General features: G+C 72.5%; 19 protein-coding genes. 5 read left to right on the top strand and 14 right to left on the bottom strand.

Annotated elements, in window-relative coordinates:
• Positions 1-9: 9 nt before the first annotated feature.
• The 11 genes from asnB to rpmB all read right to left on the bottom strand — a co-directional run bounded on the left by asnB (position 10) and on the right by rpmB (position 15,058).
• Positions 10-1,941 (bottom strand): asparagine synthase (glutamine-hydrolyzing), encoded by a 1,932-nt coding sequence (gene asnB / locus ACTWJ8_RS01450; protein WP_443262469.1) that lies wholly within the window; start codon positions 1,939-1,941, stop codon positions 10-12.
• A gap of 3 nt (positions 1,942-1,944) precedes the next feature.
• The gene (locus ACTWJ8_RS01455) at positions 1,945-3,465 is read right to left on the bottom strand and encodes a Wzz/FepE/Etk N-terminal domain-containing protein (protein WP_443262470.1); all 1,521 of its coding nucleotides are present in this window, start codon (positions 3,463-3,465) and stop codon (positions 1,945-1,947) included.
• On the bottom strand, positions 3,462-4,829 hold the full coding sequence (locus ACTWJ8_RS01460) for a Wzz/FepE/Etk N-terminal domain-containing protein (protein WP_443262471.1): 1,368 nt from the start codon (positions 4,827-4,829) through the stop codon (positions 3,462-3,464). The genes ACTWJ8_RS01455 and ACTWJ8_RS01460 overlap by 4 nt, the downstream gene beginning before the upstream one ends.
• Entirely contained in the window at positions 4,826-6,103 is a 1,278-nt protein-coding gene (locus tag ACTWJ8_RS01465) for a glycosyltransferase family 4 protein (protein ID WP_443262472.1), read from the bottom strand. The genes ACTWJ8_RS01460 and ACTWJ8_RS01465 overlap by 4 nt, the downstream gene beginning before the upstream one ends.
• On the bottom strand, positions 6,093-7,418 hold the full coding sequence (locus tag ACTWJ8_RS01470) for a nucleotide sugar dehydrogenase (RefSeq protein WP_356382012.1): 1,326 nt from the start codon (positions 7,416-7,418) through the stop codon (positions 6,093-6,095). The genes ACTWJ8_RS01465 and ACTWJ8_RS01470 overlap by 11 nt, the downstream gene beginning before the upstream one ends.
• A 77-nt stretch (positions 7,419-7,495) precedes the next feature.
• Complete coding sequence (locus ACTWJ8_RS01475) at positions 7,496-9,136, bottom strand: sugar transferase (RefSeq protein WP_443262474.1); 1,641 nt, start codon at positions 9,134-9,136, stop codon at positions 7,496-7,498.
• A 440-nt stretch (positions 9,137-9,576) separates the two neighbouring features.
• The gene (locus ACTWJ8_RS01480) at positions 9,577-11,574 is read right to left on the bottom strand and encodes a beta-N-acetylhexosaminidase family protein (RefSeq protein WP_443262475.1); all 1,998 of its coding nucleotides are present in this window, start codon (positions 11,572-11,574) and stop codon (positions 9,577-9,579) included.
• Between the two features lie 128 nt (positions 11,575-11,702).
• Positions 11,703-12,485, bottom strand: a complete 783-nt coding sequence (locus ACTWJ8_RS01485) for a DUF1963 domain-containing protein (RefSeq protein WP_356382007.1) — start codon at positions 12,483-12,485, stop codon at positions 11,703-11,705.
• A 57-nt stretch (positions 12,486-12,542) separates the two neighbouring features.
• A complete protein-coding gene (locus tag ACTWJ8_RS01490; protein ID WP_356382005.1) occupies positions 12,543-14,372 on the bottom strand; it encodes a SpoIIE family protein phosphatase in 1,830 nt (609 codons plus the stop codon).
• A 144-nt stretch (positions 14,373-14,516) separates the two neighbouring features.
• Complete coding sequence (gene rpsN / locus ACTWJ8_RS01495) at positions 14,517-14,822, bottom strand: 30S ribosomal protein S14 (protein ID WP_356382002.1); 306 nt, start codon at positions 14,820-14,822, stop codon at positions 14,517-14,519.
• Positions 14,822-15,058 (bottom strand): 50S ribosomal protein L28, encoded by a 237-nt coding sequence (gene rpmB, locus ACTWJ8_RS01500; protein WP_356381999.1) that lies wholly within the window; start codon positions 15,056-15,058, stop codon positions 14,822-14,824. Before rpmB ends, rpsN begins: the two co-directional genes overlap by 1 nt.
• Before the next feature lie 116 nt (positions 15,059-15,174).
• Here rpmB and rpmG point away from each other — a divergent pair, with 116 nt between their 5' ends.
• The 4 genes from rpmG (at position 15,175) to rpsR (ending at position 17,081) form a co-directional block, all read left to right on the top strand.
• Positions 15,175-15,339: a 50S ribosomal protein L33 gene (gene rpmG / locus ACTWJ8_RS01505; protein ID WP_356381996.1), complete on the top strand. Its 165-nt coding sequence runs from the start codon at positions 15,175-15,177 to the stop codon at positions 15,337-15,339.
• 63 nt (positions 15,340-15,402) lie between these two features.
• A complete protein-coding gene (locus ACTWJ8_RS01510; RefSeq protein WP_356381993.1) occupies positions 15,403-15,657 on the top strand; it encodes a type B 50S ribosomal protein L31 in 255 nt (84 codons plus the stop codon).
• Entirely contained in the window at positions 15,657-16,811 is a 1,155-nt protein-coding gene (locus tag ACTWJ8_RS01515; RefSeq protein ID WP_356381990.1) for a CobW family GTP-binding protein, read from the top strand. Before ACTWJ8_RS01510 ends, ACTWJ8_RS01515 begins: the two co-directional genes overlap by 1 nt.
• Positions 16,812-16,841: 30 nt before the next feature.
• Positions 16,842-17,081, top strand: coding sequence for a 30S ribosomal protein S18 (rpsR, locus tag ACTWJ8_RS01520; RefSeq protein WP_356381987.1), 240 nt, complete (start codon positions 16,842-16,844; stop codon positions 17,079-17,081).
• A 6-nt stretch (positions 17,082-17,087) separates the two neighbouring features.
• On the opposite strand, the gene ACTWJ8_RS01525 is transcribed toward rpsR, so the two are convergent.
• The 3 genes from ACTWJ8_RS01525 to ACTWJ8_RS01535 form a co-directional block, all read right to left on the bottom strand.
• On the bottom strand, positions 17,088-18,353 hold the full coding sequence (locus ACTWJ8_RS01525; RefSeq protein ID WP_443262476.1) for an amidohydrolase: 1,266 nt from the start codon (positions 18,351-18,353) through the stop codon (positions 17,088-17,090).
• A gap of 63 nt (positions 18,354-18,416) precedes the next feature.
• Positions 18,417-19,205, bottom strand: coding sequence for a class II aldolase/adducin family protein (locus ACTWJ8_RS01530; RefSeq protein WP_356381982.1), 789 nt, complete (start codon positions 19,203-19,205; stop codon positions 18,417-18,419).
• Entirely contained in the window at positions 19,202-20,206 is a 1,005-nt protein-coding gene (locus ACTWJ8_RS01535) for a C-terminal binding protein (protein WP_443262477.1), read from the bottom strand. The genes ACTWJ8_RS01530 and ACTWJ8_RS01535 overlap by 4 nt, the downstream gene beginning before the upstream one ends.
• A gap of 155 nt (positions 20,207-20,361) precedes the next feature.
• Here ACTWJ8_RS01535 and ACTWJ8_RS01540 point away from each other — a divergent pair, with 155 nt between their 5' ends.
• Complete coding sequence (locus ACTWJ8_RS01540; protein WP_443262478.1) at positions 20,362-21,261, top strand: Lrp/AsnC family transcriptional regulator; 900 nt, start codon at positions 20,362-20,364, stop codon at positions 21,259-21,261.
• Positions 21,262-21,361: the final 100 nt, after the last annotated feature.

The following is a 21,361-nucleotide window of genomic DNA, read 5'->3' on the forward strand; positions in this document are numbered from 1 at the left end:
CTGAGATTCCTAAGCCGTCAACCGAGTGCTCTGGCGGCCGGACCCCGAGGTCGCGTCGCGATACCAGTACTCGAGGGTCAGTACGTGCCACAGGTGCTTGGAGTAGTCGCTCTGCCCGGCGGCGTCCGCCGCGGCGAGCCTGCGCAGCGCGTCGCGGCGCAGGAACCCGGCCCTTACGAGCTCGCCGTCGTTGATGACCTCGCGCACCAGCGGGGCCAGGTCGCGGCTCATCCAGGCCCGCAGCGGGGCGCTGAACAGGCCCTTGGGCCGGTAGACGATCTCGCGGGGCAGGATCGAGGTGGCGGCCTCCTTGAGCACCGCCTTGCCCTGTCTTCCGACGATCTTCCGGTCGCCGGGGATCGCGAACGCGGCCTTGACGACCTCGACGTCCACGTACGGGACCCGGACCTCGGTGGAGGCGGCCATGCTGGAGCGGTCGGTGTAGGCGAGGTTGAGGCCCGGCAGGAACATCCGGGCGTCGCCCAGGCACATCCGGTTAACGAAGTCGTCGAGGTCGTTGTCCTCGTAGACGTCGGCGTGCTCGGTCAACACGTCGTCGACCGTGCCCGCGAGGTCCGGGTCGAGCAGGCCGAGCAGTTCGGACCGGTCGTACATGGTGTAGCTGCGCCGGAACGCGGTCTCCTCCGGCAGGTCGGCGAAGGACAGGAACCGCTTGGCGAACCGCACCGAGCGAAGGCCGCGCCGCGACGTGGCGACGGGCAGCCGGTCGACGGCCGCCGAGATCCCGCGGCGCAGCGGGCGCGGCACCCGCTGGTAGCGCAGCGCGATCAGGTTGGCGAGGTGCTTGCGGTAGCCGGCGAACAGCTCGTCGGCGCCCATGCCGGACAGCATCACCTTGACGCCGGCCTCGCGGGCGGCGGTGCAGATCAGGAAGGTGTTGATGGCGGCGGGGTCGCCGATCGGCTCGTCGAGGCTGTACGTCATCTGCGGCAGCAGGTCGAGGACGTTCGGCGCGATCTCGATCTCGTGCAGGTCGACGCCGAAGCGCAGGGCGACCTGCCGTGCGTAGCGCAGATCGTCCGGCATGGCCTCGAACTTGGCGTCCTCGGCACGGAACCCGATCGTGTAGGCGGAGATGCCGGGCTGGTGGCGGGCGGCGAGTGCGGTGAGATAGCTGGAGTCGAGGCCGCCGGAGAGGAACGTCGCCACCGGCACGTCGGACAGCAGATGTCGCTTGGTCGACTCCTCGACAATCGCGGCGAGGTCAGGGAGTTCACCGGCGCGGGCGCGCTCGCGGCCCTCGGCGGCGACGTCCTTGAGGTTCCAGTACCGGCCGCTGTCCGTCCGCCCGTCGGGCCGGAACCGCAGCCAGCTGCCCGGCGGCAGCTTCTCCGCCTCGCCGTACGCGCACCGCGAGTCGGGCACCCAGTAGTACAGCAGCGACGCCACCAGGGCGGCGGGGTCGGGGCGCAGTGAGGTGACGGCGGCGAGCGCCTTCAGCTCGGAGGCGAACACGAGGCCGCCGTCGCGGCGCAGCAGGAACAGCGGCTTGATGCCCAACTGGTCGCGGGCGAGCACCAGTTCCCCGGTGCGCTCGTCGAAGATCCCGAACGCGAACATGCCGCGCAGCCGGGGCAGGCAGTCCGTGCCCCAGCGCCGCCACGCCTCCAGGAGCACCTCGGTGTCGGAGGTGCCGCGGAATCGCACGCCGTGCCCTTCGAGCTCGGCGCGCAGCTGCGGCGCGTTGTACAGCTCGCCGTTGTAGGTGAGGGCGAGGCCGTCCGAGACCATCGGCTGGGCGCCGGTCTCGGACAGGTCGATGATGGACAGCCTGCGGTGCCCGAACTGCACTTCGCCGTCGCCTGCGGGGTGCCCGTAGCGTCCCGAGCCGTCGGGCCCGCGGTGGGCGAGCGTGTCGGTGAGCCGGTCGGTCACGGCCTTGCCGTCCGGCCACCGGTAGGTGCCTGCGATGCCACACATGTGCTAGCGAGCCTCCTGGTCGTTGTCCGCGCCCCGTGAGGCCCACGCGGGCTTGCGCTCGGTGCGCCGGGTGCCCGTCCCGTTCTGCCGCGCCGTCCGCTCGCCACGGCCGCGCAGCGCGGTGTGCAGCCCGTCCCAGAGCGTCCCGTCGGTCCTGTCGCCCGGGTCGGGGTCGATCAGCACGATGCCGACCACCGGGATGCGCTGCTCGGCGAGCTGGCGGGCCACGGTGTGCAGCCAGGCGGCGCTGCCGTGCCCGGCCCGCACCACGAGCACGGTCTGGGTGCCGAGGTGCTGGAGGTCGGTCCACGCCGTGCCGGGTGCCACGGAGCCGACGCCGATGCGGCGGTCCTGCGGCGACAGCGCGGCGACGTGCTCGGAGCCGACGACCTTCGGGCCGCCCTGCTGGGGGCGGAGGTCGATGAGCGGGGCGCCGGGGAGTCCGTCGACGACGGTGACCGGGCCCTCGGCGGCCAGCGCGCCCGCGAGGTCGAGGGCGAGGGTCCCGGTGGCGCGCGGGCAGCCGAGTTCGAGCAGGGACAAGGGTTCCGCGGAGCCGCGCACGGTGCGGGCGAGGGTCGCGGTGAGGCGTTCGCGGGTCGTCCTGGCCCCCTTGCGGCGCCAGGGCCTTCCGGAGCGCCGGGGCAGTTCCGCGATGACGGAGGCGCCCAGGTTGGCGGAGATGTCGCGGCGCAGCACGGGCCGGTCCGCGACGACGGCGCCGACCGCGGACAGGGCGAGCCCGAGCACGAGGCCGAGGGCGAGCCCGATCGCGGCGTTGGTGGCGGCGGCCTTGGGCAGCGAGTGGTGCACGGCGCGCGGCGCGTCGACGATCTGCGTACCGGCGACGACCTTGGGTGTGCCGGTGCGGGCCTCGGCGGCGCGCTGGTCGAAGTCGGCGATCCGCGAGTTGAGTTCGGCGCGGCGGGAGAACAGGGTCTCGATGCCGGCCGATGCCTGCGGGTCGCTGTCCGGTGCCCGGTTGCCGATCTGCTTGTTGACGCGGGCGAGTTCTTCGCGCATGCGGTCGCGCTGGTCGAGCAGGGCCTGGGACTCCGCCTTGGCGGCGGCTTCCATGCGCCGCACGTGGTCGGCGATGAACGCGTCGGCGAGCGCCTTGGCGCGGTCGACGGCCTGTGCGTCGGTGTCGGCCGCGACGTCGATCTGGAGCACGTTGTTGGTCAGGCCGCTGCCCCGGTAGTCCTTCATGAAGTCCTCGGCGCTCTCCGAGGACTTGAGGGTGTTCAGGGCGTCCTTGGCGATCCGTGTGGTGCCGAGCACCTCGATGTCGGTGCGGATCAGGGTGCCGGTGTCGTTGGGCTGGTCCTCGGCGTGGGCGACCAGCACCTTGGTCACGGCGCTCGGAGGCGGCGGCATCAGGACCGCGACGGCGGCGCCGAGCACGAAGCCGATGGCGGCCAGGGCGCACCACAGGCGGCGGCGCCTGCGCACCGCCACGACGAGCGCGTGCAGGTCGATGAGCGGGGTCCCCGCGGAGGACTCCGACGTCCGGTTCGTCGTCACGCCGAACCTCCCGTCGCGTGGCCGCGCACCGCGAGGGCCGGGGTGGCGTGGTCGGGCGGTTCCTCGGGCGTGCGGCCCTGGCGGGCCCTGACCGGGCCGGCGACGACGATGCCGACGACCTCGTGCCGGCCGTCCGCGCAGGCGTCGGCGATACCGGTGAGCTCCTCGGCGGTCCAGCTGCCGGCGCTGAGGACGACGACGGCGCCGGACTCGGTGCCGCGGTCGGGCACGATCGGCCGGTCGACGGGGACCACGACGACGCGCAGCACCGGGTCGCCCTTGGCCTCGGCGACGAGTTGGCCCGCTGCCCGCAGGGCGAGTTCGTCGCCGTCCGGGACGACGACCAGGAGCCGTCGGGGTGCGGGGAGCTGGGCGCGGATGCGGGCGCAGACGCGCCGGAAGCGGGTGCGCCGTCCGGCCTCGTCGCCGGAGCGCTGCGGGGCCGGGACGTCCCAGCGGGTGTCGGTGCCGAGGAGCCGGCGCAGCGTGGCGCGCGCGCCACCGCTCCGGCCGCGTGTCGCGCGCTGTTCGCCGGGCACGTCGACGGCGCCGAGGAGCGTGGAGCCGAGCGCGACGGCGATCTCCTGCCCGGTGCGCAGCCTGCGGTTCATGCGGGCGGCGGTCAGGTGTCCGACGATGGCGACGAGGAGGAACAACAGGGCGCCCGCGACGATGAGTTGCGTACGGGTGGGCGGTGCCTGTCCGGTCGGCTCGGCGGCGGGGCCCATGACGACCATGCCCGCCTTGTCCGACGCCGGATCGGCCTCCTCCAGCTTCTTCATGGCCTCCTCGAGCGAGGTGCGCAGCTTCTCCAGGGCGGTGCGGGCCTGCACGCTCTCCACGGTCCGTCCGGGATCGGCGGCGCCGGCCAGTTCGGTGATCCGGCGGTTGGTCTCGAGCACCTGCTTGCGCAGCGCCTCGGGTCCGGCCGCGGCGTCGGCGTCGCTCGCGCCGCCCTGGATGCGGGCGGCGAAGGCGACGAACTGCTGGGCGACGCGGTCGGTGAGCTGCTGGGCGCGCCGGGGTGTCTCGGCGCTTCCCGCGATCGTGATGATGTTTCCGTCAGCGGCCTTGGCGGTCACCTGGTCGCGCAGGTCGGTGCCGGTGACGCCCGACCAGTCGAGCTTGGCGGCCGCGCGGTCGACCACCGACGAACTGGTGGCGATGTCCACCTGGGTGAGCAGCTCGCGCTCCTCCCACTGTCCTGGCAGCAGCACAGAGGCCGACGCCGTGTACCGCGGCGGGAACACCACGGACACGCCGTAGCCGACGAGCGCGCCGACCAGGGTGAGGACGGCGAGCAGCCGCCACCTCCTGCGCAGAATCCGGCCGATGGTGACCAGACGGATCGTGTCCTCGCTCAACGCCGCCGCCTCCTCCTCGCCGTGAAGGGGCCGCGCGCCGAGGCACGGGCGCGGTCGCAGGCGGCGGCATACGCGGCGAGCAGCGAGGCCTGCGAGTTCCGCCAGGAGAGCGGACCGCCGATCCGCTCCTGGCCGAGCTTGCCCATCCGCGCCCGGCGCTCGGGGTCGTCCAGCAGTTCGGCGACGAGCGAGGCGAATTCGCCCTCGTCGTTCGCACGCGCGTAGACGGCCGCCTCGCCTGCGGAGACGCGGGCCTCTCTGAGATCGAACGAGACGAGGGGCCGGCCCATCGCCATGTACTCGAGCACCTTGTTCATGGTCGACACGTCGTTGAGCGGGTTGCGCGGGTCGGGCGAGAGGCAGACGTCGGCGGTCGACAGGTAGCGCACGAGGTCGGCGTCCGGGATGCGCCCGGTGAACTCCACCTGGTCGGAAAGGCCGAGCCGCTCGGAGAGTTCGACCATCGCGTCGAAGGCGTCGCCCGAGCCGACGAACACCGCGTGCCAGTCGCTCCTGCCGAGGTCGTCGCGGAGCCTGGCGAGGGCTCGCAGCGCGTAGTCGACGCCGTCCTGGGGGCCCATCACGCCGAGGTAGCACAGCAGATGGGGCTTGCCGCGCTTCAACTCCGGCTCGGCGGGCACCGGTTGGAACCGCTCGATCTGCGGGGCGCTGCGCACCACGAACACGTCGTCCGGGTGCTTGCCGCCGCGGCGCACCGCGACGTCCCGGTAGCTCTCGTTCGTGGCGAGCACGATGTCCGCCGCCCGGTACGTCATCCGTTCCAGCGCGCGCACGCCGCGGTACAGGAGGTCCTCGCCGCGGTCGAAGCGGGACAGGTACAGCTCGGGCACCAGGTCGTGCTGGTCGAACACGAACCGGGCGCCGAGCCGCTTGAGCCGCAGTGCGGGCAGGAACAGCAGGTCCGGCGGGTTGCAGGCGTGCACGACGTGCACCGGTCCCACCTTGCGGGCGAGCCGGTAGGTGTGCCACAGCGCCGTGCCGTACTCCCGCAGGTAGCCGGCGGGTCCGCCGGTGGCGGCCGTGAGCGGGTAGCGGTGGATCCGCACCCCGTCGACGACCGCTTCCGCCTCGGTGTCCCGTTTCGTGCCCTGCGGGCAGATGACGTGCACCGTCCAGCCGGCGTCGCGCAGTGTCGTGCACTCCTGCCACACCCGGCGGTCGAAGGGCACCGACAGGTTCTCCACCAGGATCAGGGCGCGCCGCTCCGGCCTGTCGCCGCGGGTCGTCGCGTCGTCGTTCGTGTTACCAAGCAAGGCCCATGTACCCCGGTTCGGTCCGGCGCGCCTCGGCGTCGGGAAGGCGGATGAGGTCGACGACCGCCGGGCCACCGCTGAGCGGGAGCGCCGACAGGACGGCGGGGTCTCTGGTGCCGACGAGGCAGACCTCGGCGTGTGCGAGCACGTCGTCGACGGAGTCCGCGAGCAGCTGCGCGAGGTGCGGCAGCCGGTTCTCGATGTACTCGCGGTTGGCGCCCATGAGCCGGGACAGGCTCACGTTGGCGTCGTAGATCTTCAGGTCGTAGCCCTTGCCGTAGAGCCGCTCGGCGAGTTCGACGAGGGGGCTCTCGCGCAGGTCGTCGGTGCCGGGCTTGAAGGACAGGCCGAAGAGGCCGACCTTGCGCTTGCCCGCGCGCTCGACGAGCTCCACGGCGCGCTGGAGGTGCGCCGAGTTGGAGGCCAGGACGTGCGACAGGATCGGCACGGAGACGTCGGCCCGCTGCGCCGCGTGCACGAGCCCGCGCAGGTCCTTGGGCAGGCAGGAGCCGCCGAAGGCGAAGCCGGGCCGCAGATAGGCGGGGCTGATGTTGAGCTTGCGGTCGGCGAGGAACACGTCCATCACCTGGTGCGAGTCGACGCCGAGCGCCTGGCAGACGGCGCCCAGCTCGTTCGCGAAGCCGATCTTGAGTCCGTGGAAGGAGTTGTCCGCGTACTTGATGGCCTCGGCGACCGGGACCGCGACCCGGAACACCTCGCCGGGCAGCCCCTCGTACAGCTGGGCGACGACGTCGCCGCTGTCCTGGTCGAGCTGGCCGATGACGGTCTTGGGCGGGTCGAAGAAGTCCCGCACGCTGGTGCCCTCGCGCAGGAACTCCGGGTTGACCGCGACGCCGAAGTCGACGCCGGCGGTGCCACCGACGCTCTTCTCCAGGATCGGCACGAGCAGGTTCAGGCAGGTGCCCGGCAGCATGGTGCTGCGGAACACCACCGTGTGCCGGCGGCCGTCCCCCTTGCGCTCGGCCAGCGCGGCACCGATCTGTTCGGTGACCCGCTCCAAGTAGGTCGTGCACAGGCTGCCGTTGGGCTCCGACGGCGTGCCGACGCAGACCAGCGACACATCGCTGTCCATGACCGCCGCGCGGACGTCTCTCGTGGCCCGCAGCGCGCCGGTGCGCACGACCTCGGCGGTGAGCTCGCCGATCCGCTCCTCGACCACGGGCGCCTTGCCGTCGTTGACCAGGTCGACCTTGGCCTGGTTGACGTCGACGCCGATGACCTCGTGGCCCTGGCCCGCCAGGCACGCGGCCGACACGCAGCCCACGTAGCCGAGGCCCAAGACGCTGATCCTCATGACCGTTCCTCCCCCCAGAGCAGGCCCTTGTGGCCTGCCGTCCTTGCCGCGCCGATCGAACGGCGCTCCCCCGCGCTTCAGTAGGCCCCCTGCCCGTGGAGCACGGCGCGCAGGGTCTTCCACAAGATCACCGTGTCGAGGGCGAGCGACCAGTCCTCGACATACCGCAGGTCGAGGCGGACCGCCTCCTCCCACGGCAGGTCACTGCGTCCGCTGATCTGCCACAGGCCGGTGAGCCCGGGCTTGACCAGCAGCCGCCGCCGGATGTCGGGGCCGTACGCCGCGGACTCCTCCGGCAGCGGAGGCCGCGGGCCGACGAGCGACATCGACCCCGTCAATACGTTGAACAGTTGCGGGAGTTCGTCGAGCGAGTAGCGGCGCAGTACGTGCCCCACCCTGGTCACCCGCGGGTCCCGCCGGAGCTTGAAGAGCAGCCCCGCCCCCTCGTTCCGGTCGGCGAGGTCGGCCCGCTTGCCGTGTGCCCCGGCCACCATCGTGCGGAACTTGAGGATGGTGAACTCTCGGCCCTCCTTGCCGACCCGGCGCTGGCGGTAGAACACGCCGCCGCGGCTGTCGACGAGGACGGCCAGGCCGACGAGCACCATCACCGGCGCGAACAGCAGGATCAGCAGGGCCGCGCCCAGCCGGTCGACGACCTCCTTGATGGCCCTGCGGCCCCCGGTGAACGCCGGCATGCTGACGCGCAGCAGCGGTATCCCCAGGACCGCGTCGACGTGCAGCCGCGGTCCCGCCACCTCCATCAGGACGGGCGCCACGACCATTTCGGCGTCGCTGCCCTCCAGGTTCCAGGCCAGCCGCTGCAACCGGTCCGGTGTCCAGTGCGGGTCGGGGGTGACCGCCACGACCCGGTAGCCGTCGCGCGAGACGTGGCTCGCGACATCGCTCAGCGGGCCGACCACGGGCACGCCGTCCAGGCGGTCGCCGTCGACGCCGTGTCCGTCGGGGGTGCAGACGGCCTCCACCTGCCAGCCGATGTGCGGGAACTTGCGGGTCCTGGTGATCAGGTCGCGCACGGTGTCCGGGCTTCCGGCGGCGAGCACCGGGCGCAGGCAGCGTCCTTCCTTGCGCTGTCTGTGCAGCCACAGCCGCAGCAGATAGCGGGCGGTCATCGTGACGAGCGCGATCGCGGGGATCGCCACGAATATCCACAGTTTGATGTTGCGCGAGGTGAGGGCTATCCCACCGAGCGCAAGCACCACGGTCGCGGTGAACAGCGAGCGGCCGAGCCTGCGGAACTCCTCGGCGCCCTGGCCGAGCACGGCCGGCGCCCAGGAGCGGCTGACCGCGAGCGTCCCCAGCACCAGCAGTTCGGTGCCGAAGGCGAGGATCTTCCACTTCTCGTGCCAGTTCGCCGCGTCCCTGACCCCGAAGAAGCCGCCGATGGCCGCCACCACGAGGGCGGTCGCCAGCGTGTCACTGATGATCACGGTGCGCCGGTAGCGCTGTTCCCAGTCGCTCGCGGGCCTTTGCAGTGTCCCGTTCACCCGCCGCTCTCGGACCGGCGGGAACGGGCTGATCAATTCCCCCTGCTGAACAGCCCCGTCCGGGTCGCCAGCGGGTTCGACGTGCTCGCCCAACACGGTTACTCCCCCCTCGGGAGGCCCCCGCCTCCCGCGCTGTTTCCCCTCCTCGGAAGACCCCCCGTCTTCCGCGCCGCGCTGCTCCTCCCCCTCGGGAGGCCCCCGCCTCCCGCGCATGCATTCCGGCTGATTCAGCGCTGTTCGAGCGGTCCGCCTAGTCGGTGGCGGCCGATCCGCTCGGACCGGGACCCGTGCCGCGACGTCGCCTGGAGCTCCTCGCTCCCCCGGGCGCTCCCCGCGCCCGGCCCCATGGATCATCATTTGTCGCGTCGTGTCCCGCCATGTGAAGCACGGTCAATCTAGACCATTGAGCCCGCCCATAGAGAGGGATGTGTGGAATTTGTGGTCAAGGTTTGAAGTTGCCTGCACGATCAGCCAATGTCGCCGACGGCGCACCCCTTGTCAGCGCGGTCCGCGCGCCTGAACGGCCCATTCCCCAGCCTCCGCTAAATGGCCGGAACTAGCCGCTCCTGCCCGGGAGTTCGCCTGGACCGGAAACGGCGACGCCCGCCCCGGTCGCGTTCCCGGGGCGGGCGTCGGCTGGTTGTGGAGGGCCTTCACATCTTGGGTGCCTCGGCGATGAAGGTGTCGAGGACGCCGTCGGCAACCTTGATCGGCCCCTGCGGCCGGGTGGTGCCGGGGATCGTGGTGATCGCGGAGGCCTGCTTCGCCAGGTCGGCAGCCTTGACGAAGTCCGCGTCGCCGCCGCCCGAATCGACCCGGGCGCGCAGCCCGTCGAGGGTGGCGTTCAGGGACGCGCCCCACAGATCGAGGGCGTCGAGCCACGGCTTCGTCTGCGCGAGGAAGGCCTTGTCGCCCATCCCTGCCCTGATCCGCTCCGGCGCGTCCGCGAGCACTCCGGCGTACGCCGAGAGCGCGCGCAGGGCCGCCTTCCGCTCCGCCGCGCTGCCGCCCTCCCACGCCGCGCGGAAGTCGTCGAGGCGCGCGGCGAGTTCGGGGGCCTGCGGCTGCCAGTTGGTGTCGCCGAAGGTCGGGGCGAGGTGCTGGGTGTCGAAGAAGGCGAGGAGGGCCCGCGCGGTGGCACGGTCGCCGCCGGCCAGGTAGTCGGCGGCGGCGCGCCAGGTGCGGTCGGCGTCGTAGCCCTCGTCGTTCCAGGCGAAGGAGGCGCCGCCGAAGAGGGCGACCTTGCTGGGCGCGGCCTGGTTCATGGGGTTGAGCACGATGCCGCTCAACTCCTTGTGCAGCCCGGCCTCCCGCTTGTCGTACGGAGCCATCAGGAGCCGGCCCGTGGTCTGCCCGTAGTCGTTGACCGGGTAGTTGTCCCACAGGAACACCTTGCGGCCCCAGACCTCGGATGCGGCCTTGGCGTCGGCGACGCTGATGGCGGGCGGCACGACGTCGGTGCCGGTCCACTGGACGACGACCTTCGGGTCGAGCTGCTCGCGCAGCACCTTCTTGTACGCGGAGTCGGCGGTGTCGGAGTACTCGGTGGGCACGAACTGGAGCGGCTCGGCGCCCTCGTGGGTGTCGATGAACTCGTGCTGCACCGCGTTCAGCAGGTCGGCCTGCGCCTGCCCGGCGGCGGCCCGGCCCGGCGCTCCGTACGCGGCCTGGTCGGCGTCGCAGTTCCACTTGGTGTAGCTGATGTCGTCCAGGGCCACGTAGAAGCTGCGGGCGCCCTGCTCGTACAGCGAATTCAGCTTGTCCTTCAGCGCCTTGACGTCCGCGGGGTCGCTGTAACAGACGGAGAGCCCGGGCGAGATCGCGTACGTGAAGTCGACGTGGTGGGCCTTCGCCTGCTCGATCAGGTCCCGCAGGTCGGCGAGCTTGTCGTCGGGGTACGGGGTGCGCCACTTCTCGCGCAGGTACGTGTCGTCCTTGGGCGTGTAGATGTACGTGTTCGCCTTGACGTCGCCGTAGAAGGCGAGTTGGTCGACGCGGTCGGCGTGCGACCACGGGGCGCCGTAGAAGCCCTCGATGCTGCCGCGCAGCGGCATGCTCGGGTAGTCGGTGACCGAGACGGCCGCGAGGCGATGCGCCCCGGTCACCAGCTGACGCAGCGTCTGGGCCGCGTAGTAGGTGCCGTCCCCGTCGTTGCCCGCGAGGACAACGATGTCATGACCGTCGGCCGCGCGGGAGGCGAGCGAGTAGCCCTCCGGGTTGAGGGTGTCGGGCACGGTGCCGCCCGCACCCTTGAGGGCGTCGGCCACGGCGGCGTCCTTGATGGAGCCGACCACCACGGTCAACACCCCGGGCCCGGCGGGCGACTTGGCGGCATCCGCCGCCTTCACCGTCTCGACGGATCCGGCGCCGGCCGCCGCCAGCGCCCGCTTCACCACGTCGACGGTCGGCGTGTCGACACCCTCACCGAGAACGACACGCGCGCGGTCGGGCACGCGGAGGTCGGCGCCGGTGGATCTGATGTGCTGCGGCGTCGGCGTGACGACGGGCACCTTCGCCGAGGCGCCGGAACCGGCCGGGGCGGGCGCCCCGCCGAGCGCCTGGGCCGGTCCGGAGAACGTGCCGAGGGTCAGCAGGAGCGCGGCGCCGGCGAGCAGCGGGCGGGGAACACGGGACGAATGGCGTTCGGACATGCGAGAACTGCACCTCCACGGAAGCGGGCCCTCGCCTTCGGGGCGAGGGTGCGTGGTCTAAACCACCACCCATCCGTGGTGCTGTCAAGATCCCGTCACCGTGCGTGAGTTGCCCCTCGATCCGTCCCTCAGGCCATCTCCACGTACCGGTGCACCCGGTCGAAGCGGCGCTCGTCCAGGTCACGGCGCCTGATCACCCAGTGGGCGATTCCCGAGTCGAGTTCGGTGACGTCGTCGCCGCAGCGCCAGGTGGCGAGGAGGGTCCAGTCGTCGACGCTCTCGTCGCTGTAGCGGGCGTGGTGCACGGGGTCGTTCTGCGGATAGACCGGGTGGCCGCCGAGCTGGAGGACCCACACGGGCCGGTTCTCGCCCGCGGCGCCCCAGGCGTCGTCGAGCTGCTCGGCCAGCTCGAACTCCTCCTCGTCGGCCTCTTCGCCCCAGGTCTCCAGCGCGAAGCTCTCCGGTTCCCGCACCGCCGGAGCCTGCCAGAACGTACGCAGTTCGCGCGGCTGGTACGGCTTGCGCCACGCGTCGTCGAGCGGCCGCACGACCGTCGGCGTGCCGGCGGGCACGTAGAGGACCGTGTCCGGCTGCACGCCTTGGGCTCCGCTGACGTCGGGGCTCGCGAAGAAGAGCAGGCGCCCGTCGGCGGGGAGCGGCAGGTTGGTGGCACCGGGCGGCAGGGCCGCCAGGTCGACGTCGGCGACGAACGGGTCGGACGGCGTGGGCGCGTCGGTCGGCAGCAGCGGGTCGCCTCCCATCCGGGCGACGAGCGGTCCGTCGCCGCCCTCGGACAGATACGCCGCGGGCAGCACGCCGCGTATCCACTCCTCCACCGCCTCGGACGGCAGTCCGCTCTCGGCGGCCAGGGCACGGAATCGGTCGGGTCTTTCCATACTCTTCTCGGTCACGGCGCCACAGTAACCGCAGGGTGTGACAACGCAGTTGGGTGTCGCGGAAGCCCCGGCTCAGGGCTCTTCCGGACCGTCCTCGTCCAGTTCGAACCAGACCGTCTTGCCCTCCGGCTCCGGGCGCAGGTTCCAGCGGTGGGCAAGGAGGTCGAGGAGGACGAGCCCGCGCCCCGATGAGGAGAGTTCGCCGGGGGCTCGCCGGGCGGGCACCTCGTCGCTGCGGTCCGAGACCTCCACGCGCAGCCGGCGGTGGCCCTCGGTACCGCTGATGTCGGCGCGCAGCTCGGCGGCCTGCTCGGTATGGACCAGTACGTTGCCGAGGAGTTCGGAGACGAGCAGCTGGGCGGTGTCGACCTGTTCGGGGCGCGCCCAGTCGTGCAACAGCCCCTCGAACTCGATGCGGGCGTCGGCGATGCCCTGCGCCTGGTCCTGTTCGAGGGTGAAGCGCAGATTGCGGCCCGGCCGGTCCTCGTGGTCGACCCGGGGGTCGCGGCGCAGGAGCAGCAGGGCGATGTCGTCCTCGGTGAAGGAGGTGACGGGCCGGTCGCCGGGCTGGGTGGACTGCGGGGCGACGACGGCGTTGAGGAGCCGGTCGGCCATGCCCGTGATGTCGTCGGGCCCGCCGGGCGTGAGCGCGCCGCGTACGCGCAGCCAGCCGGAGTACATGTCGTGCCCACCGGACTCGATCAGGCCGTCGGTGCACAGCATGAGGATCTCGTTCTCCCGCAGCGTGAGCTCGCTGACCGGGTAGTTGTCCTCGCCGAGGTCGAGCCCGAGCGGCAGTCCGCCGCGCACGTGCTTGAGCAGGCAGGTGCCGTCGGGCAGCCGCAGCACCGGGTGCGGGTGTCCCGCGCGGGCGATGCGCAGGACGCCGGTGTGCGGGTCGGCCTCCAGGTAGATGCAGGTGGCGAAGCGGCCTTCGGCGAGGGAGGCCAGGAAGTGGGAGGCGCGCACGAGGACGGCGTCGGGTCCGTGCCCTTCGGCGGCGTAGGCGTGGATGGCGGTGCGCAGCTGGGACATGAGCGCGGCGGCGTGCACGTCGTGCCCCTGGACGTCGCCGATGACGAGGCCGAGGCGCCCGTTGGGCAGGGTGATGCTGTCGAACCAGTCGCCGCCGACCATGAGGCCGCCGCCGGTGGGGACGTACCGGGCGGTGACGGTGAGCCCTTCGGGTCCGGGGCCGACGCGGCCCATGCTGCTGCGCAGGCCCTGTGAGAGGGAGAGGTCGGCCTGGCCGTCGTAGGTCTGCTCGATGCACTGGCCGAGCAGCCGGGCGAGGGTCAGCAGGAAGGAGCCCATGCCGCCGGTCGTCTCGACCTGCGCCCCGAAGGCCGCCATCCACACGCCGGTGAGCTGGCCGTACGTGGTGAGCGGCAGGAACGCCCAGGACTCGTAGCGCTCGCGGTGGGCGTAGCCGCTGGCGGAGGGGAACCGGTCGCGGTAATCCTGCGGCGAGGTCAGCACGACGGGCCGCCCGGTGCGGGCCACCTGCGCGGCGGGGTGGGCGGTGCGCAGCGGCAGCCGGAACGCGTCGGCCTCACCGTCGCTGAGGCCGAACTGGCCGACGCAGTGCAGCACCTCCCGGTCCGCGCGGAACACGGCCTGTCCGCGCAGCGGGAAGTCGGTGTCGGCCATCCGGGAGATCAGGGTGAGCGCCTCCCCCAATGAGGCGACGCGGGCCAGCGCGTGCCCGGTGACGAGGAGGTCGGTGTCGCGGTGGCTCGTGCGGCGCGGGGGCGGCGGCCGGTCGGAGCCGGAGCCGCCGGACGCGGGACCCGCCAGTCGGTTGAGCACGTCGACCTGGCGCACCTCGACGTCGTACGGCTCGGGCTCCCGGCGACCCTCGGGCTCGTCGTCGGGGTCCTGGTGCTCGCGCCCGCCACCCACTGGGCACTCCCCTCGACTCGACGCACTACGGCTCGTCCCATGGTCCGCCGTACCGGCGCGTCGCGCCTGCCGCGCGCGCCGCGGGTTCCCCCATGCGAGGCATCCGGCCGGGCGCGGGGCCCGACCGGACGCCTCGGAGCTACCTCACCAGGAGGACTTGGTGACACCCGGCAGGTGCCCCGCGTGCGCCTCCTCGCGCAGCCGGACCCGGGACAGGCCGAACTTGCGGACGTGGCCGCGCGGCCTGCCGTCCACGCTGTCGCGGTTGCGGACCCGGGTGGCGCTGGCGTCGCGCGGCTGGCGTCGCAGTTCGGCGACGGCCGCGGCCCGGTCGGCGTCCGGGGTGCCGGGGCGGCGGATGATCTCCTTCAGTTCGGCGCGCCGTGCGGCGTGGCGGGCGACGACGGCCTTGCGCTTCTCGTTCTTGGCGATCTTGCTCTTCTTGGCCATCAGACCTTCTCCCCCCGGGCGCGGATGCGTGCGACGGCGGCCTCGATGCCGATCACGTCGATCGTCTTGACCCCCTTGGCGCTCAGGGTGAGGCGCACGCTGCGGCCCTCGCTGGGCAGCCAGTAGCGCTTGCGCTGGATGTTCGGGTCGAAGCGGCGGGAGGTGCGCCGATGGGAGTGCGAGATCCGGTTGCCGAAGCGCGGTGCGGCCCCGGTCAGCTGGCAGTGGGCGGACATGCGGTCCCTTTCTGTCGTGCGTGCTTGTCGGTTGTGTCGTGCGTGCTCGTCGGTAGCGGTCGTCCGTGCAGGTGGAAGCCTATTGAAAATGGATTCCATTTCCATATACTAGCCGCATGGCACGCAACGAACTCCGCCCGATCGTCAAACTCCGCTCCACCGCGGGGACGGGCCACACGTACGTCACCCGCAAGAACCGCAGGAACAACCCCGACCGGCTCGTCCTGCGCAAGTACGACCCCGTGGTCGGCCGGCACGTCGAGTTCCGCGAGGAGCGCTGACCGCGCACACCCCGCCGCACGACACCACCCCGTACGACCGCACGAACCACGAAGGAGTCCGCCATGAAGAACGGAATCCACCCCGCCTACCGGCCCGTCGTCTTCCGCGACCGCGCCGCCGGCTACGCCTTCCTCACCCGCTCCACGCTCACCAGTGACCGCACGGTCGAGTGGGAGGACGGCAACACGTACCCCGTGTACGACGTCGAGATCTCCTCGGCGAGCCACCCCTTCTACACCGGCACCCAGCGGGTCCTGGACACCGCCGGACGCGTCGAGCGCTTCGAGCGCCGCTACGGCCGACGCGAGGGGCGCTGATGGGGGACGCCGACCGACTCCCGGTCGTCATCGTCGGCGGACTGCACGCCGACGCCCGCCGGGAGGTGGTGCGGGGCCTGCTGGACACGGTGCCGTCCAGCGTGGCCCTGCACCACGACCTCAGCACCGCACCGAAGGGCACCGTGACCCGCACGGTCCGCGACGCATCCGGTGAACTGGGCCGGGGCGAGGCGCCGTTGGTCAACGACTGCGCCTGCTGCGCCCTGCGCGAGGACCTCGTGCCCGAGCTGGAGCGGCTCGCGGACGACGGGCGCACCCGGCTCGCCGTCGTGGAGCTGTGGGACTCCGTGGAACCGCAGGCGATGGCGGACGTCGTCGTCGCCCACGGCGAGCCGCGGCTGCGCCTGACCGGCGTGGTCACGGCCGTCGACCCGGCGCTCGTGCTTCCCTTCCTCGGCAACGGCGACGACCTCGCGGAGGCCGGGCTCGCGGCCGCCGCCACCGATCAGCGCACGGTCGCCGACACCTGGGCGCGTCAGCTCGAGTACGCTCCCGTCCTCGCGGTCGTCGAGAGCCCCGAGGCGGACGACGAGGACCGGGCGCTGCTCGCCCAGCTGCACCCGACGGCCCGCCAGGCCCCGTCCCGCTCGGCCGAGCTCGCCGAGCTGGTCCTCGCCGGGTTCGACGCCGAGGCGGCGCGCACCGCCCAGCACCCCGCGAGCGCCCGGCTCCCGCAGGAGGCGGACGAGGCGGGCGTCAGCACCGTCGTGTGGCAGCGGCACCGGCCGTTCCATCCGCAGCGGCTGTTCGACGCGCTGGAGGATCTGTGCTGCGCGGCGGCCCGCAGCCGGGGCCGCTTCTGGCTCGCCGACCGGCCCGACACCCTGCTGTCGTGGGACGCGGCGGGCGGCGCCCTCGGGGTCGACGACTGCGGTCCCTGGCTGCACGCGCTGCCGGACGCGGCCTGGGAGCTGGTGCCGCCGCAGCGGCGCGCGGCGGCGGCCGTGGACTGGCATCCGGAGCACGGCGACCGCTGCCAGCACCTCGTGTTCACCTCCCCCGCCCTCGACCGCGAGGGCCTGACCGCCCTGCTCGACTCCTGCCTGCTCACCGACGACGAGTACGCCGCGGGTCCGGACGGCTGGAGCCGGCTGCCCGCCGCCTTCGACCCGCTCCTCGACCCGGCGCGCTGAACCGCACCGAAAGGAACCAAAGGAACCACCATGGCCCGCTCCTCGCGCACCCCGCGCAAGCCCGCCAAGCCCCGCCCGAACCCGCTCGACGCGGCCGGCATCACCTACGTCGACTACAAGGACACCGACCTGCTGCGCCAGTTCATCTCCGACCGGGGCAAGATCCGCAGCCGCCGCGTCACCCGCCTCACGGTCCAACAGCAGCGCCGGGTGGCGGCCGCCGTCAAGAACGCGCGGGAGATGGCGCTGCTGCCCTACGGGACCCGGTGATCCGGTTCAGTCCTCCGGCGCGGCGAGCCAGGCGAGCGCCGCCGCCGTGAGGGCGCTGACGCCCGTGTCGAGGGTGGGCTGCGGGACCGGCGCGAAGTGCGGGCTGTGGTTCACCGGGACGTCCGAGGTGAGCCGCCCCGCCGCGGCCGCCTTCTCGTACACGGCCGGGTCGGTGCCGCCGATGCCCCAGTAGGTGAAGGGGACGCCGAAGGCCTCCGGGATGCGGCTCATGTCCTCGCTGGCCGTCTGCGGCTCGATGGTGTGCGCCTGGTCGCCGAAGAGCTCGTCGAAGGCGGCGGCGACGGTGCGGGTCGGGGCCTCGTCGTTGACGGTCGGCGGGAAGGCGGCGAGCGCCTCGAACTCGGGCTCGCGCTCGGCCCCGGACGCGGCGGCCTCGGCCCGTACGACGCGTTCGACGGCGGCGCGGACGGTGGCCCGTGTCTCCTCGTCGTACGTGCGGACGTTGATCTTCAGCTCGGCGCGGTCGGGGATGATGTTGGGCCCCGTGCCCGCGGTGATGCTGCCGACGGTGACAACGGCGGGCGTCGCGGGGGCCAGTTCGCGCGAGACCACGGTCTGGAGACGGACGACGGCCATGGCGGCCATCACCACGGGATCGATGGCGTGCTGCGGCATGGAGCCGTGCGCACCGCGCCCGTACAGGGTCACCCTCGTGCTGTCGGCGGCCGTGAGGAAGGAACCGGCGCGGGTGCCGACATAGCCCGCAGGATACGGCAGGACGTGCTGGGCGAGGACGACGTCGGGCCGCGGCGAGCGGTCCACGAGGCCGTCGGCGACCATCGCGTCGGCGCCGGTCCCACCCTCCTCGTCCGGCTGGAACAGCACCACGAGCGTGCCGTGCCAGGCCTCGCGCGCCCGCGCCATCAGGCGGGCGAACCCCAGCATCGAGGCGACGTGCACGTCGTGGCCGCAGGCGTGCATCACCGGGACCGGCGTGCCGTCGTCGGACGGCACGGTGACGGTCGAGGCGTAGGGCAGTCCGGTCGCCTCGGCGACCGGCAGGGCGTCCATGTCGGCGCGGAGCATGACCGTGGGGCCCTCGCCGCGGCGCAGGACGCCGATCAGGCCGGTGCCGCCGATGCCCTCGGTCACCTCGTATCCGTCGGTGCGCAGGGCCTCGGCGGCCTTGGCGGCGGTGCGGTGCTCCTGGCGCCCCAGTTCGGGGTGGGTGTGGAGGTCCTTGTAGAGGTCCTCCACCCAGGGGCGGATCTCCTCAAGTCCCTTGAGGACGGTGTCGGTTGCGCGGCTCACCAAGCGGTCCCTTCGACGGGGGCGTCCCCTTCAGTACACCCCGGCCGCGCCACCGCCGCACGCTCACTCCTTGTAGTCGGGGGCGATCCGCTCGACGAGCCGCAGCAGGGCGCCCCACGCCAGGTCGTAGGCGATGTCGTCCTCGATGTCGGAGGAGGCCTCGCCCTCGCCGGTGAGCTGCTGCGCCGTGTACTCGCAGACCTGCTCGGACGGGATGATCAGCTGCCCGCCGGCCTGGGCGGTCACCTGGATCTCGCAGGCCTTCTCCAGGTAGTACATGCGCAGGAACGCCTGCTTGGCGCTCTCGCCGACGGTCAGCAGGCCGTGGTTGCGCAGGATCAGCGCCGGGTGCGTGCCGAGGTCCTCGACCAGGCGCCGCTGCTCGTCGTAGTTGAGGGCCACGCCCTCGTAGTCGTGGTAGCCGACGCGGTTGTGGAACTCCATCGACATCTGGTTGACGGGGAGCAGTCCGCCCTGCTGGGCGGCGACGGCGCAGCCCGCCTTGGTGTGGGTGTGCAACACGCAGTGGGCGTCGGGGCGGGCCTTGTGGATCGCACTGTGGATCATGAAGCCGGCCGGGTTGACGGGGTGCGGGCTCGGCTCGACCGCGTTGCCGTCGAGGTCGATCTTGACCAGGTTCGAGGCGGTGATCTCCTCGAAGAGCAGGCCGTACGGGTTGATCAGGAAGTGGTTGTCCGGGCCGGGCAGGCGCTGCGAGATGTGCGTGAAGATCAGGTCGGTCATGCGGAAGTGCGCCACCAGCCGGTAGACGGCGGCGAGTTCGCGGCGCAGCCGCAGCTCTTCCTGGGCGGCCTCGTCGGCCGTGACGGGGGCGGTGAGGATGTCGGTCACGCGAGTGCTCCTTCGGTACGAGAGGCGGTGGGGTCGACGACGGGGGTGTGCGGGCGTCCCGTGGCCCACCAGGCGAGGACGTTGCGCGCGGGCTCGGTGACGTAGGCGCGCAGCGAGGCGTCGGAGAGGAAGGCGCTGTGCGGGGAGAGCAGCAGGCGCGGGTGGGAGCGCAGCCGGTCGTCGGCGGCGGGCGGTTCGGCGGGGAAGACGTCGAGCGCGGCTCCGGCGAGCCGGCCGCTGTCGAGGGCGGCGAGCAGGGCGTCCGGTTGGACGAGGTCACCGCGCGAGACATTGACGAGGAGACTGCCGGGCCGCATACGGGACAGGAGGCCGGTGTCGACCATGCCCTGCGTCTGCGGCGTGGACGGGACGTGCAGGGAGAGGACGTCGGCCTCGGCCACCAGCGCGTCCAGGTCGAGGCGTTCGACGCCCTCGGGCCAGTCCGTGGCGCGCGGGTCGTGGGCGGCGATCCGGCCGAAGAGGGGCGCGGCGACGCGAGCGAAGGTGCGGGCGATGCGCCCCATGCCGACGAGGCCGAGCGTCAACTCGCTCGTACGGCGCGGCACTTCGCGCAGGTCGGCGCTCCAGCCGCCGGACCTGACGACGGCGTCGGCCTGCGGGAGGCGGCGGGCCAGGGCGAGCGTCTGGGCGAGCGCGTGCACGGCGACGTCCTCGGTCGCGGCGCCCGGCAGGTTCGCCACCCACAGGCCCCTGCGCTCCGCCTCCGCGATGTCGATCATGTCGTATCCGGCGGACATGGTGGCGAGCATGCGCACCGTGGGGGTGCGGTCGAGGAGGTCCGCGTCCACGCGCGCGTACCCGACGATCAGCGCGTCCGCGTCGTGCGCGGCGGCGGCGATCACCTCCGGGTCGCGACTGCCGGCGATCCGCACCTCCCAGCCTGCGTCGGTGAGGAGCTTGACCCCGGGCTCCGGGTCGAGCTCCTCGGTGTCGGTGATCACGACGACGGGTCGCGGCACACCATCCTCCAGGGCACTCATGAATGATTCGATCGGCTTACGAGGGTTGAACCTACGTTTCGATTGCGTCGCTTGTCCAGGCCGGACGAGACGACGGCCCACCCGGTGACCGACAATGAGCGGGCGCCCGGCCGGCCCACGGCCGGGCCGAACCGAACCGCTGAGGGGAACAGCACGTGGATCTCGACGAGACCGACCTGGGCATCGTGCGCGAGCTGCAGACGGACGGCCGTCTCACGTACGAGACGCTGGCGCAGCGCGTGGGCCTGTCGCGGCCCGCGGCGCGGATGCGGGTGCAGCGGCTCCAGGAGTCGGGGGCCGTGCGGGTCGTGGCGATCGTGCACCCGGCCGTGCGGGAGCTGTCCGCCTCGGCACATCTGTCGATCGACACGGACGGGGCCGCCGGGCCGGTGGCGCGGGCGATCGCCGCGCTGCCGGAGGCGCCGTTCGTGACGCTGACCAGCGGGCGGCGGGCGATCATGACGGAGCTGCGGACGGCGGGCTTCGGCGCGCTCGACCGGACCATCGAGCGGATCCGGGCGCTGCCGGGGGTGCGCGCGGTCGACACGCTCATGGCGACCCGGCACGTGAAGGACCCCTACCTCCTCACGCGGGAGCCGACGGTGACCGCGCTCGACGCGGTGGACGAGCGGATCCTCGCCGAGCTGGAGGACGACGGCCGCCTGGCGTTCGCGGAGCTCGCGGCGCGCGTCGGCCTGTCGGCGGGCGCCACCCGGGCGCGCACCCTGCGGCTGCTCGACGGTGGTGTCGCGAAGGTGGTGGCGCTCGTCCGCCCGGACGTGCTCGGCATGGGATACCTGTGCGGGTTCAGCCTGCGGGTCGACGGCGCGGCGGCGGACGTCGCCGAGCGGGTCGCCGCCTTCGAGCGCGTCACGTTCCTGTCGACCTGCCTGGGCCGCGCCGAGCTGGTCGGCACGATCACCGCCGAATCGTTCGCGGCGGTGCGCGGCACGCTCGAGGAGATGCGGGAGCTTCCGGCCGTGCGCGAGGTGGAGAGCTGGCTGCACCTCGAACTCGTCAAGGAGCGGTACGACTTGGGGCCGCGCACGGACTGACCCGACGACCGGGAGCACTCACACAGTCGATACGGAACCAGAGCGGCGATTCAACTTTACAAACATTCTTCGCTGCATCCTCTGGTCAATCAGTCGTTCG

Source organism: Streptomyces sp. SDT5-1 (genome assembly GCF_052245995.1).
Classification (GTDB): Bacteria; Actinomycetota; Actinomycetes; order Streptomycetales; family Streptomycetaceae; genus Streptomyces.